Origin of the sequence: Gracilibacillus timonensis, from assembly GCF_900086715.1 — a bacterium.
Lineage (GTDB): Bacteria > Bacillota > Bacilli > Bacillales > Amphibacillaceae > Gracilibacillus > Gracilibacillus timonensis.
The window spans coordinates 91,797-105,595 of record NZ_FLKH01000010.1; the positions used below are offsets into that span (position 1 = coordinate 91,797).

A 13,799-nucleotide genomic window follows, 5' to 3' on the forward strand; every position below is an offset into this window, starting at 1 on the left:
TCTGTAATTATCAGACTTTCGTGACTATACTCTCCCCCATTTCGGTTATGCTTATATGGTGATCGTTTTTTCTTTACATCGAAACAACCGAACCGCGTTTATTGAACATAGAATAAAAGCTGACTTCTATACAAATAAACAACGAGCACGTAAGCACTCGTTGTTTCTCTCTTTCTAAGAATGAACGTTGATTTCATCCAGAACTTTTACCAAGCGCTTCATTCCTTCTTCAATTAACGCCGGTTCTGCATTCGTAAAGTTCAGCCGGAATGTATTCTGTTCCGCATTGGACACATAGAACGAATCGCCGGGAACATAGGCCACACCCTCAGCCACCGCTTTATTTAATAATTTGGTGGTATTCACATAAGCGGGGAGTTTTACCCAGAAAAACATACCGCCTTTAGGGACGGTGTATTCCAATCCTTCAATCGAAACTTCATCCAACAGTCGCTTCATCACCAGCATTCTTTCATAATATGTTTGTCGAATCGTCTGAATATGTTGGTCAATATCAAAATCCTGCAATAAATGAACAAGGGCATGCTGACTAATCGAGTTGGTATGCAAATCGGTCGCCTGCTTTGCCTGAGCCATAATGCGTATGATCTGATGAGGCCCAACGATCCATCCAATTCGTAAGGCCGGTACAACAGTTTTAGAAAAAGTACTCGTGTACAGTACCAGGTCATTCTCATCCAATGATGCAATGGATGGCGGCGCCTCTGCCTCATCAAATTGCAATTCCCCATACGGATCATCCTCAAAGATAACCACATGATATTGATTGGCAAGTTCTAGTAATTTTAACCGTCGTTCCAGTGACCATACTTTTCCAGTTGGATTGGAATAGGTTGGTACGACATAAATACATTTTGGTTTATGTCGTACAATTTTTTCTTCTAAATCTGTCAATACCATACCATCATCGTCTGAATTGACGGCAATCACATTAGTTTCATAGGACTCAAATACTTGCAAGGCCGCCAAATAAGTTGGGTTCTCTGTTAATATGACATCCCCTTTGTTAAACATTACGCGAGAGAAGAGATCGATGGCCTGCTGGCTGCCGGAGGTGATCAGGATATTTCCCGGATCACGGACCAGTCCTTTTTTCTTCATACGTAAGGCCAGTAATTCCCTTAATGCCGACACCCCTTCTGTTTCACCGTATTGTAACGTCTTAGGGTCACCGGTTACTGCCTTATGAAAGGCTCGATCTACGGCCTCTACGGGAAAAAGATTTTCTTCTGGTAATCCCCCAGCAAATGAAATGACATTTCCTTGATTAATCACCTTTAAGATATCTCGAACAGCTGATGATTTCATAAATCGTACACGTTCTGCAAAACCGTATTTCATAAACCATTCCTTCTTTCCTTATTTTACGCATTACATATAAGTTCATCTAACCTAATATAGCTCGATCATTATCCATTTGTTTGCCACGGATACGTTGAAATTCTTGAAGAAGCTTTTCAATGGTCAATTCTTGTTTCTCCTGACCAGATACTTCTAAAATAATCTGACCTTTATCCATCATAATCAGTCGATTACCAAGATCTAATGCCTGCTGCATATTATGAGTCACCATCAGTGTAGTTAAGTCAAATTGATTGACAACTTCCCCTGTTAGCTTGGTGATTAGCTCGGCACGTGATGGATCCAGAGCTGCTGTATGTTCATCCAATAATAAAATATTCGGTTCCGTAAAAGTTGCCATCAATAACGACAATGCCTGCCGTTCTCCGCCCGATAGCAATCCAACCTTTGCCGTTAAACGATTTTCCAGTCCGAGGTGCAAGGTTTCCAGGTGTTCTTTAAATAGTTGTTTACGTTGTTTGTTCACCCCTTTTTTCAAGGTGCGTTGTTTGTTTCGGGCATAAGCCATCGCCAGGTTTTCCTGAATTGTCATAGACGGTGCCGTACCTGCCATCGGATCCTGGAATACACGTCCAATCATTTTCGATCGTTTATACTCGGGAAGCAGTGTTACGTTCTTGCCATTAATTTTCACGGTTCCCATATCTGGTTTCAGAGATCCTGAAATCATATTCATTAACGTGGACTTTCCGGCACCATTACTGCCAATTACTGTCACAAAGTCGCCTTTTTCTAAGTGTAAATTGGTACGTTGCAATGCTTTTTTTTCATCTAATGTTCCTTCGTTAAAGGTAATCGCAATATCTTGCATATTAAGCATCGGTTGTCCCACCTTCCATCATGGCACGCTTACGTTTCTTCCGCCTCGCTTCTCGCTGCGTAGCAAGCAATTTGGGTGTTACTAAGGCTAAGATAACAATCACAGCCGTAATCAGTTTGGCATCTCCTGTTTCCAAAAATTTCGCCCTCAATGCAAGCGCCAAAACGATTCGATAGACAATCGCGCCGCCAATCACGGCTAGTGTAGTACGAGCGATCGTCTTAGTACCAATTAATGCCTCGCCAATAATAACCGAGGCCAAACCAATCACGATCATACCAATTCCCATACTGACATCTGTAAAACCACCGTTTTGAGCTACTAATGCCCCAGATAGGGCCACTAGTGCATTGGAGATTCCCAAACCAACCACCTTCAGGATATCAGTATTTGCTGACAAGCTGCGAATCATTTTTTCATTATCACCGGTAGCTCTTAAGGCCAGTCCTACCTCTGTTTTTAAGAAATAGTCAATAACCAGCTTCACGAGTAAAGTCACAACAATCATCAAAAAAAGCACGGCCCATGTGCCAGGAACATTCTCTGCCCCCATAGAAGTTAACAACCCATTCATAAATTCATCGATACCTAAGGAAGCCCAAAAATCTTCTATTTGTTTAAATACAGTTGGTTCATTTAATAATGCAACATTCGGTTTTCCCATAATACGAATATTGATCGAATAAAGGGCCGTCATCATCAAAATCCCGGACAATAACGGGTGGATCTTTCCTTTCGTGTTGAGAACTCCCGTGACCATACCGGCAAGAAAACCAGCGAATATCGCATAAATCGTAGCTAATACAGGAGGCACGCCATTAACAATCGAAATAGCCGCAACGGCCCCACCCGTTACAAAACTACCGTCTACTGTTAAATCCGGGAAATCTAATACACGAAATGAAAGATAAACACCTAATGCCATTAAGGCATAAATAACACCTGATTCGACAGCGCCGAACATGGAAATCAACATCTTACCTCTTCCTTTCTCTACAAAGCCACTTCAACTGTGACAGAAGACCTCGACAGCTGTCGTACTACATGTCGAGGCCTGCAATCTTATTTATTCTTCTACGGTTTCAAGTATTTCTGCTTCTTGACCCCATTCATCGTTCCATTCGATCCCTTGTGCTTCCGCTGCGTCTTTGTTAAGGAACAATTGCATGTTTGGCGGCACTTCGACAGGCATATCGACAGGTGTTTGTTCCCCTGTTAAAATGTCAACAGCCATTTCGCCCGTACGATAACCAATCGTATGGTAATCAATACCATAGGTAGCAAATCCGCCACGTTCTACAGAATCTGGTTCCCCAACAAATAGTGGCATGCTTTGTTCTTCTGCCACACCTACTACCGCTTCTAACGCTGATACAACAGTATTATCGGTAATAATGAAGAATACATCTGCTTCACCAACTAAAGAGGAAGCGGCTTGCTGCACCTCAGAAGTGTTCCCAACTGTGGCTTCGGCAGTAGATAAGCTCGTTCCTTCAACAGCTGCATTCACGGCCTCAATTTGTGCAACGGAATTGGCTTCACCTGCACTATAAACAAGTCCAATCGTAGAATCGGCAAAATTTTGATCGATAAATTCGACCGTTTGTGCAATCGAGTCAGGATGCATGTCAATCACACCTGTAATATTTTCACCTGGCTGATCCATTGATTCGACCAATCCGCTTTCCACCGCGTCGGTTACCGAGGTGAATAGGATCGGGATATCACTGGTCGCCTGCAAGGAACTTTGTGCACTTGGAGTAGAATTAGCAAAAATCAAGTCCACGCCCTCTGCGACAAAATTATTGGCAATCGTGGCCGCATTATTCTGATCGTTTTGAGCGGATTGAAAGTCATACTCTACCTCTAAACCTGCGTCACTAATTGCATCTTGGAATCCTTGATATGCCGCATCCAATGATGGGTGTTCAACGATTTGTGTTGCTCCGATCTTGTATACCTCACCATCAGAAGCGGCTTGGTCTTCCCCTTCAGATGATGAATCGCCATCACCGTTTGAGCCTTCATCATCACTTGTTCCACATGCAACAAGGACAAGCACACTAAAAAAAGTGATTGTAAGTAATAATAATAATTTCTTTTTCATATTTGCTAACTTCCCCCATTTTCTTAAATTTTTAAATTTTCAAACTTTAGGATACATTATAGCACAAATTAATCTGGTTCGATATAACTTATTTTTAATTGTAGGCGTTATAGTGATTACTTGCTATTCTGCGCTGGCTATTGCACACTAGCTTGTAGATCTATGCAGAAAAGAGTGAAACAGATGAGCAAAATCGTTGTAGTAGGAGCAGGTATTGTTGGTGCGTCAACGGCCTATCATTTATCCAAAACCGATCATCAGGTCACCTTAATTGACGCTGATTTTCAAGGGAGAGCGACCAGTGCAGCAGCCGGGATTATCTGTCCATGGGTATCCCAGCGACGTAACCAGACTTGGTATCAACTCGCTTCCAAAAGCGCCTGCTATTATCCAGAATTGATCAAAGCATTACGTGACCAAGGGATTGAAAAAACCGGCTATAAACAAGTTGGCACCATGGTCGTCAAAGATGATGAGAAACGATTACAAAATATATGGGAACTCGTGAAAAAGAGAAGAGAAAGCACACCCGAAATCGGTGAAATACGCTGGTTAAACACAAACGAAACGAAAGAACGATTCCCGTTAGTAGCGGATGGCTATTTTTCTCTATATGTTAGTGGCGGGGCTCGCGTCCATGGTGAACAATTGCGGCAGGCGTTACTAACAGCTTGCGAGCAAAATCAAGTTCACTTTATAACTGGTGAAGCTAAGTTTGAAAAGGGTACAATCCGTGTGAATAATCAACTTGTTACAGCCGATAAAATCGTAGTGGCTGCAGGTGCTTGGTTTCATTCTCTGGCAGCCACATTAGGGATAACAGGTAAAATCAAACCACAAAAGGCGCAAATCACTACTTTGCAAGTTGAACAAGACACCAGTGATTGGCCTGTCATTATGCCGCCAGGCGCCCACTACATGGTACCTTTTGAAAATGGGCAGATTTTTGCTGGGGTGACCCATGAGGATGATGCTGGGTTTGATACGTCTATTACACCTGGTGGTATTCACAAGATTTTTTCGGATACCTTTACCATTGCACCCTCCTTGGCAAACAGCAAACTTGTCAAAATGGATGTCGGGTTTCGCCCAGTTTCCCCCGACTTTCTCCCTGTTTTTGGCGCAGTTCCCGGCCATCCTCATATTTTTGCAGCGAATGGATTAGGTTCATCCGGGTTAACAACAGGACCTTTTATCGCCAAGCAATTGGCCCACCTCGTATTGAACGAGGATACAGATCTTGATCCAAAAGATTATCCAATCGCAAGCATTATGGAAACGGAATATAGAAAGTAAGGGACGGTTTCTGATGGGCGGGATTTGGCTGATTTTGCGCCTTTGGATCCATTCTTACAGACAACATTTTGCGAGTTGGCGATTTTTTGTCTGTTAGATTCATTCTTGCGGACTGTAGAACAGGTTTTGCTCTCTTCAGTCCGCGAGATTCATTCTTATGGACTGTAGAACAGGTTTTGCTCTCTTCAGTCCGCGAGATTCGTTCTTACGGACTGTAGAACAGGTTTTGCTCTCTTCAGTCCGCGAGATTCATTCTTATGGACTGTAGAACAGGTTTTGCTCTCTTCAGTCCGCGAGATTCATTCTTATGGACTGTAGAACAGGTTTTGCTCTCCCCAGTCCGCGAGATTCGTTCTTACGGACTGTAGAACAGGTTTTGCTCTCTTCAGTCCGCGAGATTCATTCTTATGGACTGTAGAACAGGTTTTGCTCTCTTCAGTCCGCGAGATTCATTCTTATGGACTGTAGAACAGGTTTTGCTCTCTTCAGTCCGCGAGATTCGTTCTTATGGACTGTAGAACAGGAAATGCTCTCTTCAGCCCGCGAAATTTTCACGGACTGGAGAGAGCATTTCCCGCTCCCCAGTTCGCAAGGTTCTCTTAATGGCCTCAAAATCATGGCTAGTCAACCTCACTCACAACTTCAACAAAAAAAGCCTGCCGGTGTCTACATAAACCACCAGCAAGCTTTTTCTATTAAAGATCCTTACGATTAATAAAGTCAGTAACAGCGCCTTGTGAAGAACAAGATACATTATGGGCATATTTCCCAAGAATACCTTTTTTATAGAGTTCTGGCGCTTGCCAGTTCTGACGGCGCTTCTCTATTTCCTCGTCGGATACATCCATTGATAATTCTTTATTCTCTGAATCGATCGTCACCATGTCGCCTTCTTGTAAAAATGCGATTGGACCGCCAACTTGGGCCTCTGGTGCAATGTGACCAACGACCAACCCATGTGTACCTCCAGAGAAACGACCATCTGTCAACAAGGCCACGGATTGGCCTAACCCTTTTCCGACAAGAATGGCTGAAATAGATAACATTTCTGGCATACCAGGTGCACCTTTTGGACCGACTTGGCGAATCACAAGGACATCACCTTCCTTAATCCGATTATCCATCACCGCTTCTGTCGCCTCTTCTTCTGTATCAAAGACACGAGCTGGGCCAACGTGGCGTTTTACTTTCACACCCGAAACCTTCGCAACAGAACCACTTGGTGACAAGTTTCCTTTTAACACAATTAAAGGGCCATCTTCGCGATATGGATTGCTTAATGGGTGGATAATATCTTGTTCATCTGTTAAAACATGGGCATCTGCATAGTTTTCCGCAATGGTTTTCCCAGTTACGGTTAAACAATCTTCATGCAAGAAGCCGTTATCTAACAATAAACGCATAACGGCTGGTACGCCACCAATTTTATATAAATCTTCCATTACATATTTACCACTTGGTTTAAGATCGGCTAGATGTGGTACCTTTTCCTGAATGCGATTGAAGTCATCCATGGTCAAATCTACTTCCGCTGCATTGGCAATCGCTAAAAGGTGAAGGATCGCATTGGTTGATCCGCCTAATGCCATTACCGCAGTAATCGCATTCTCGAATGCCTTCTTGGTCAAAATATCTTTCGGATAAATCCCTTTTTCTAACAAGTTATAGATAGCCTCTCCCGCTGCCTTGCTGTCTGCCCATTTATCTGGAGATTCTGCAGGGTTGGAAGAACTGCCTGGTAAGCTCATACCAAGTGCTTCAACAGCCGTTGCCATTGTATTAGCGGTATACATACCACCACAAGAACCCGCACCCGGGCAAGCATTACATTCAATGCCTCTTAATTCTTCATCGCTAATATCGCCATTATTATGTTTTCCTACTCCTTCAAAAACGGAAACAATATCCAGTTTCTCTCCATTTCGATAACCTGGTGCAATCGTACCACCGTATACGAAAATAGCTGGAACATCTGAGCGGGCAATCGATATCAGACAACCAGGGATGTTCTTATCACAGCCTCCAATAGCTACATATCCATCCAGATTCTCTGCGCCAACTACTGTTTCAATCGAATCAGCAATCACATCACGACTTGGCAGAGAATAGCGCATTCCTGGGGTTCCCATTGAAATCCCATCCGATACTGTAATCGTATTGAAGATCATCGGTACACCGCCGGCTTCATTCGCGCCTTGCTTTGCTTGTAAGGCTAAATCGTCTAAGTGTACGTTACACGGAGTTACCTCACTCCATGTACTTGCAATACCTATCATTGGCTTTTTAAAGTCTTCATCCGTCACTCCAACCGCACGTAGCATCGCACGATTCGGGGCGCGTTTTGGATCATCAAATGCGTTACTTTTAATTCGTAAATCTTTCCCCATTTTTTGTTATGCCTCCTAGCTTTCCAGTTTCTTAAGCTTGCCCAAAGGTTATTCCAATAGATCCAGCCCTGCGACTTACAAATCCTGAATGAATAAAAATAACCTTCTCTGAAAATAATGTCAAAAATACGACAAATATTTTCTCAATACTAATATGTTATCATAGTTTGTAACAATACGGAATCTTTCAATTTGCAAAAAAAGGGGAATTGTATGAAAATTCGCATCATTTTGTTTTTTCTTTTTATTCTGGTAATTGGATATTTAATTTACCAATATAACACATATAGCAATCGGCCTGCCCCCACAGGACTACACCCCATTATTAAAGAGAAAACTGATCTTTTACTCAAACGCACAGAAGAAATTGGCATATCTATCGTGATTACTGATGGCTTCCGCTCGATAGATGAACAAGAAGCGATTTATCAACAAGGACGAGAAACGGAAGGTGAAATCGTCACCTATGCCCAAGGTGGAGAATCCTATCATAATTATGGCCTTGCCGTTGATTTTGCGATCGAGCTTCCGAATGGAGAGGTGATTTGGGATCTTACGTATGACGGAAATCAAAATGAAGAAGCTGATTGGATGGAGGTCGTGGAAATTGCTAAAGAATTGGGCTTTGATTGGGGTGGGGATTTCACCAATTTCAAAGACTATCCCCACCTGCAAATGGATTTCGGATTAAGCATTCGAGAATTGAAATGGGGCAAACGACCAGAAGACGTGATCGATTCTCCCCAATAGATTTCGCTGACAGCCTTGACCAGCACAACGTCAAAAATAGTCTTATTTTTCTTAGCGATAAAGCACGGTGCTATATAATTGTTCAGTTACGGAAGGATCCAGCCATTTGTGCGCCTTATTCACCGCCGTTATCGCTTCTGTATAACCAGGAGCGACTAAGTTGGTTTTTCCTAGATACTGCACTGCATCCCCTGCTGCAAAGATACCTTCCCTATTCGTTGCCATATCGCCATCGACCGGTATACGTCCCTTATCCGTAGTAATTTCCCACTCTTCAAATGGGGTTGCCTGGAGCTTGAGCCCATGATACACCAGCAAATAATCGCCAGAAATTTGTTGCTTTGTGCCTGCCTGATCATGAATCGTTATCGCAGCAAGCCGATTCTCCTCTGAGGACAATTGCGTGATCTCTGCTTGGTAGAATACCTGTATCGTACTGGCTTCTAATTGACGGATATCTTCTTCTTTTGCTTGCTGAAAACGATCGACTGGATTGATGATTGTGACCGAAGCAGCTGACTTTTCCAAATATAGTGCCCAATTTAGTCCGGTTTTGTTATTGGTTGAAATAATGACGTTTCTGCCTTGATAGGATGTCTGCCCCATTAAGTCGGTAGCTGCCTCGATACGGGGGAGCCGCTCCCACTCTTCTGGCATGTTCACATGAAAAGTCCCCGACCCAGTTGCCAGCAAGACCGTTTTAGTTGCATGCACTTGTTCTTGACTGGTGATCAGGTGATAGCAGCCATCTTCCCAACGAATTTGTTTTACCCACTGGTTGGTCAATAAAGGCGGATGATGGCGTTGGGCTTGCTCTATCGATTGATTGACCAAGGCTTCCCCTGTAATAGCTGGAAATCCACCGATATCATAAATCTTCTTTTCCGGGAAAAATTGTTTCACTTTTCCTCCCAAATGAGCTTGGGCCTCTATCAATTTCACCTTCATTCCTCGCATAGTGGCATAATAAGCTGCAAACAATCCAGTTGTACCACCGCCGATCACCGTTATATCGTATATTTCATTATGATCCATTATTAGTAACACCTCTCATTCAGATAAAAAATCCACACAAACAAGCCATTCCTGTTCGCCTGCTATCTTATGTTATGATTATACAGTATAGCAAAATTATCATGTTTAAGGAAAGGATGCGTAATCAATGAAGCAACAATTAATCCATCGTTTAGAAACATATGCCAAAATAAATACGCAATCGAATGAGGAGAACAGTAGCTGCCCTTCGACCGAGGAGCAATGGGATTTGGCTCATCTATTAGTAGATCAACTCAAGGAAATTGGCCTGAAGGATGTGACAGTCGATGATCATGCTTACGTGATGGCAACACTTCCTAGCAATGTCGAATATGAAGTACCAACCATCGGCTTTCTTGCACATATCGATACCGCTACTGATTTTACGGGGAAAGGCGTAAAACCACAGATTGTGGAAAACTATGACGGAAAGGATATCATTTTAAATAAAGAAAAAGGAATTCTACTGTCCCCGAATGAATATCCTTCGTTATCGCATTATATCGGCCAGACCTTGATGACAACCGACGGCACCACCCTGCTCGGCGCCGATAACAAGGCTGGAATTGCTGAGATTATGACAGCAATGGAGTACCTCATCCAGCATCCGGAGATCCCACATGGTACCATCCGTGTCGCCTTTACACCAGATGAGGAGATTGGACGCGGACCGCATAAATTTGATGTGACCCGCTTTAACGCCTCTTTCGCCTATACGATCGATGGTGGACCACTGGGCGAATTACAATATGAAAGCTTTAATGCGGCGGCAGCCAAAATTGTCATTAAAGGCAACAATGTTCATCCCGGTACGGCAAAAAACAAAATGATCCACGCAAGCAAGTTCGCTATGACGCTGCACCAAAAATTGCCGATCGATGAAGCACCAGAGTTTACCGAGAATTATGAAGGGTTCTATCACCTTCTTTCTTTTGAAGGAGACGTGGAAGAGGCAAAACTATACTATATCATTCGTGATCACGATCGGGAAAAATTCAATCAAAAGAAAGAAACGCTAAAAGCCCTTGTCGAGGAGTACCAACATCGACTTGGCAAAGATAACGTACAGTTAGAGATGAAAGACCAGTATTACAATATGGCGGAAAAAATTGAACCCGTTAAATACATCGTTGATATTGCCGCAGAAGCCATGAAGCAAATTGGAATTACGCCATTAATCCAGCCCATTCGCGGTGGAACGGATGGTTCGCAATTATCCTTTAAAGGACTGCCAACCCCTAATATCTTTACCGGTGGAGAAAACTTCCATGGTAAACATGAATTTATCTCGATCGAAAGTATGGAAAAGGCCACGCAAACGATTGTTAAGATAGCTGAAAAATTTGCGAAACAAAACCGATAAAATCACTAAGCAAACCCTCAGTAACCCTGCATCCCGAGGAGATGGAGACAGTCGTTATGTCTTACCTCCTCTTTTTTTATGCCATTCGAGAGGAGGAGTATACAGCACGCAAGAGATATTAGCAGAAATTTGGTATGTCTTGTTGCTTGAACTTTTTTCTTTCGATTGACATGACCAGTCAGCATCTATTATACTATCATCCGTGACTATAACGTATGATTTTTTGACCAAGAAGTCAGAGGGGTGTATTCATGAGCACAAATGAGACCTTAATGTCCACCGCGCTAAGCCTATTTGCTCAGCAGGGTTTTAAAGATACGACCATCCAACAGATTGCGGAGCACAGCAATATTTCGAAAGGAGGATTTTATAACCACTTTTCCTCCAAACAAGATTTGTTATTAGAAATGATCGAGGAACATCACGATCAATTGATTAACCATGCAGCGAAAATTAGTGCAAGCTCGGAGTCGCTCGCTTCCTATATTGCTCAAGAAACGGAAGCTTGGGTACACTATCAGACCTTTTTCAAGATTTTATGGTCAGAGATTAATATTCAGCAAGACCAACAAATTACCGAAAAAATGAATAAGCTGCGGCTGAACTTACAAGAACATCATCGCAACGTATTATATCGTTGCTATGGAGAGGACATCCTGCCGTATATGACAGACTTGCTCATTATGCTGGAAGGAGTTGTTAAGGAGTATATCGCTTATATTATCTTCCATGATAAGGACTACCACTCGCAAGACTTTGGACAATGGATACAGCACCATTTCGATAGTATGATGCTGCGTCTCTATGAAAAACAACCTTTTCTAGGCGATGATGAGCCACCGACCGTTGACGCATTGCTTTCACAATTACGTGAAACGTGCCAACACTCAGGCAATGGGGTCAAGTTGCTTCAGGCAATAGATGAGCTGGAACGGTTGATCCACTCAAGCCATTCGCCACTCTTATTAGATGCACTACTATATTATTTAAAAAGTGAACCCTTATTACAAACCGATTTATTGAGGTTGGAACGATTATTATGTCAGGAGGAAGATTAGATGAACCAAGCTTTACAAATAGACAAGGTCACCCGTGTCACCATGGTTACGGTCATGTTGATTGGGGCCTTTGTAGGTCTATTAAATGAAACATTATTGGCAACCGCCTTGCCAAGTATCATGGGTGATTTTGGAATCGAAGAAACACAAGTCCAATGGCTGACCACCGCCTTTCTTTTGACGAATGGGGTAATGATTCCGATCTCCGCCTTTTTAATTGAAAAATTTACGACACGCCAATTATTTATCACAGCACTTAGCTTGTTTGGATTAGGTACAATCATTGCTGGCTTGTCCCATACGTTCGAATTACTATTAACGGCTCGCGTGGTCCAAGCTGCTGGTTCTGGGATCATGCTTCCGCTAATGATGACCGTGATGTTAAGAATTTTTCCGGTTGAAAGAAGAGGTGCAGCAATGGGACTGGCAGGCATCGTTATTTCCTTTGCCCCTGCTATTGGCCCAACACTATCCGGCTGGTTATTAGAACATTTTTCTTGGAGGGGCTTGTTTTATGTGGTCTTCCCTATTGTTGTGCTAGCGATTATTTTCGCTGCCATCTTTATGAAAAATGTGACCGAACGAACCAATCCGAAGATCGATATTATCTCGATTCTGTTATCATCCTTCGGGTTTGGCGGACTGCTATATGGTTTCAGCAGTATCGGCGGCGGACATGGAGCAGAAGGCGGTTTGAACATGGTCGGTTTAGCTATTATTATTGGTGCTGCGATCATTCTTACTATTTTCATCTTACGTCAATTAAAAATGAAGCATGCGATGCTCGAATTCCGAGTGTTTACCTATCCAATTTTTTCTTTATCCTTGATTATTACCATGATTGTATTGATGGCTTTAATTGGTGCGGAAACTATGCTTCCACTATATATGCAGAATACACGTGGATACAGCCCACTTGAATCTGGACTGATGCTCTTCCCAGGTGCTATTGTGATGGGGATTATGTCGCCAATAACTGGTATGCTGTTTGATAAATTCGGAGCTAAATGGCTTGCTGCTATTGGGATGGGAATTGTTACGGTTACGACTTTTCTATTTACGAGTCTAGCCATCGACACTTCTTATACGTTTTTAGTAGTGATTTACGCAGTTCGTATGTTTGGTCTTTCATTAGTGATGATGCCTGTCATGACAGCTGGTCTCAATCAATTACCGCTGGAATGGCATCCACATGGCACCGCAATGGCCAATACTATGCAGCAAGTATCTGCTTCGATTGGTACCGCGATTCTGATTACAACGATGTCTACCATGGCGTTAAATTATCAGCCTGAAGTTCAAGCATTACAAGGATTGTCCGAAGAAGCAGCGGTACAACAAATCGAAGCAAATGCTGCTATTAGTGGTTATAATGCCGCCTTTTGGCTGGCAACAGCACTTTCCTTGATAGGATTAATTCTCACCCTGTTTTTAAAAACAAAAAAACAAGAGACCGTTCCACAGCCTGATCATTCTTCATCCCGCTAAATTGGCAGACTGTCGTCTATGGAGGCGACAGTCTTTTTTTGAGTAAAGATTTTTACCAGCATAGCCTATTCCCGGAGCGGCTTATCTAGCAAAGAAAATAAACCAAATTCAC

Annotated in this window: 11 protein-coding genes; 5 read left to right on the forward strand and 6 right to left on the reverse strand. The window is 42.8% G+C overall.

Features of this window, described 5'->3' with window-relative positions; genetic code table 11:
- Positions 1–174: 174 nt before the first annotated feature.
- The 4 genes from BN6556_RS04355 to BN6556_RS04370 all read right to left on the reverse strand — a co-directional run bounded on the left by BN6556_RS04355 (position 175) and on the right by BN6556_RS04370 (position 4,310).
- Complete coding sequence (locus tag BN6556_RS04355) at positions 175–1,362, reverse strand: aminotransferase-like domain-containing protein (protein ID WP_066187700.1); 1,188 nt, start codon at positions 1,360–1,362, stop codon at positions 175–177.
- A 46-nt stretch (positions 1,363–1,408) separates the two neighbouring features.
- Positions 1,409–2,203, reverse strand: coding sequence for an ABC transporter ATP-binding protein (locus BN6556_RS04360; protein WP_066187703.1), 795 nt, complete (start codon positions 2,201–2,203; stop codon positions 1,409–1,411).
- Positions 2,196–3,179: an ABC transporter permease gene (locus tag BN6556_RS04365; protein WP_066187706.1), complete on the reverse strand. Its 984-nt coding sequence runs from the start codon at positions 3,177–3,179 to the stop codon at positions 2,196–2,198. Before BN6556_RS04365 ends, BN6556_RS04360 begins: the two co-directional genes overlap by 8 nt.
- A 90-nt stretch (positions 3,180–3,269) precedes the next feature.
- The gene (locus BN6556_RS04370) at positions 3,270–4,310 is read right to left on the reverse strand and encodes an ABC transporter substrate-binding protein (protein WP_066187710.1); all 1,041 of its coding nucleotides are present in this window, start codon (positions 4,308–4,310) and stop codon (positions 3,270–3,272) included.
- Positions 4,311–4,493: 183 nt separating this feature from the next.
- Between BN6556_RS04370 and BN6556_RS04375 the strand changes: the two genes are divergently transcribed.
- Positions 4,494–5,606 carry an NAD(P)/FAD-dependent oxidoreductase gene (locus tag BN6556_RS04375; protein WP_066187713.1) on the forward strand — a complete coding sequence of 371 codons (1,113 nt, stop codon included), beginning with the start codon at positions 4,494–4,496 and terminating at the stop codon, positions 5,604–5,606.
- A 695-nt stretch (positions 5,607–6,301) separates the two neighbouring features.
- Here the strand turns inward: BN6556_RS04375 and ilvD are convergent.
- Positions 6,302–7,993, reverse strand: coding sequence for a dihydroxy-acid dehydratase (gene ilvD, locus BN6556_RS04385; RefSeq protein WP_066187719.1), 1,692 nt, complete (start codon positions 7,991–7,993; stop codon positions 6,302–6,304).
- Between the two features lie 213 nt (positions 7,994–8,206).
- On the opposite strand from ilvD, the gene BN6556_RS04390 reads away from it, so the two are divergent.
- Positions 8,207–8,743 (forward strand): M15 family metallopeptidase, encoded by a 537-nt coding sequence (locus tag BN6556_RS04390; RefSeq protein WP_066187722.1) that lies wholly within the window; start codon positions 8,207–8,209, stop codon positions 8,741–8,743.
- Between the two features lie 51 nt (positions 8,744–8,794).
- On the opposite strand, the gene BN6556_RS04395 is transcribed toward BN6556_RS04390, so the two are convergent.
- Positions 8,795–9,778: an NAD(P)/FAD-dependent oxidoreductase gene (locus BN6556_RS04395; RefSeq protein ID WP_066187725.1), complete on the reverse strand. Its 984-nt coding sequence runs from the start codon at positions 9,776–9,778 to the stop codon at positions 8,795–8,797.
- 127 nt (positions 9,779–9,905) lie between these two features.
- Here BN6556_RS04395 and pepT point away from each other — a divergent pair, with 127 nt between their 5' ends.
- The 3 genes from pepT (at position 9,906) to BN6556_RS04410 (ending at position 13,687) form a co-directional block, all read left to right on the forward strand.
- Complete coding sequence (gene pepT / locus BN6556_RS04400) at positions 9,906–11,141, forward strand: peptidase T (RefSeq protein ID WP_066187728.1); 1,236 nt, start codon at positions 9,906–9,908, stop codon at positions 11,139–11,141.
- Between the two features lie 251 nt (positions 11,142–11,392).
- Positions 11,393–12,199: a TetR/AcrR family transcriptional regulator gene (locus BN6556_RS04405; protein WP_066187731.1), complete on the forward strand. Its 807-nt coding sequence runs from the start codon at positions 11,393–11,395 to the stop codon at positions 12,197–12,199.
- Positions 12,200–13,687 (forward strand): MDR family MFS transporter, encoded by a 1,488-nt coding sequence (locus BN6556_RS04410; RefSeq protein WP_066187734.1) that lies wholly within the window; start codon positions 12,200–12,202, stop codon positions 13,685–13,687.
- Positions 13,688–13,799 lie beyond the last annotated feature (112 nt).

Excerpts from the sequence above, each read along its gene's own strand:
- BN6556_RS04355 (WP_066187700.1), bottom strand. The coding sequence starts at position 1,362 with ATGAAATACGGTTTTGCAGAACGTGTACGATTTATGAAATCATCAGCT.
- BN6556_RS04360 (WP_066187703.1), bottom strand. The coding sequence starts at position 2,203 with ATGCTTAATATGCAAGATATTGCGATTACCTTTAACGAAGGAACATTA.
- BN6556_RS04365 (WP_066187706.1), bottom strand. The coding sequence starts at position 3,179 with ATGTTGATTTCCATGTTCGGCGCTGTCGAATCAGGTGTTATTTATGCC.
- BN6556_RS04370 (WP_066187710.1), bottom strand. The coding sequence starts at position 4,310 with ATGAAAAAGAAATTATTATTATTACTTACAATCACTTTTTTTAGTGTG.
- BN6556_RS04375 (WP_066187713.1), top strand. The coding sequence starts at position 4,494 with ATGAGCAAAATCGTTGTAGTAGGAGCAGGTATTGTTGGTGCGTCAACG.
- ilvD (WP_066187719.1), bottom strand. The coding sequence starts at position 7,993 with ATGGGGAAAGATTTACGAATTAAAAGTAACGCATTTGATGATCCAAAA.
- BN6556_RS04390 (WP_066187722.1), top strand. The coding sequence starts at position 8,207 with ATGAAAATTCGCATCATTTTGTTTTTTCTTTTTATTCTGGTAATTGGA.
- BN6556_RS04395 (WP_066187725.1), bottom strand. The coding sequence starts at position 9,778 with ATGGATCATAATGAAATATACGATATAACGGTGATCGGCGGTGGTACA.
- pepT (WP_066187728.1), top strand. The coding sequence starts at position 9,906 with ATGAAGCAACAATTAATCCATCGTTTAGAAACATATGCCAAAATAAAT.
- BN6556_RS04405 (WP_066187731.1), top strand. The coding sequence starts at position 11,393 with ATGAGCACAAATGAGACCTTAATGTCCACCGCGCTAAGCCTATTTGCT.
- BN6556_RS04410 (WP_066187734.1), top strand. The coding sequence starts at position 12,200 with ATGAACCAAGCTTTACAAATAGACAAGGTCACCCGTGTCACCATGGTT.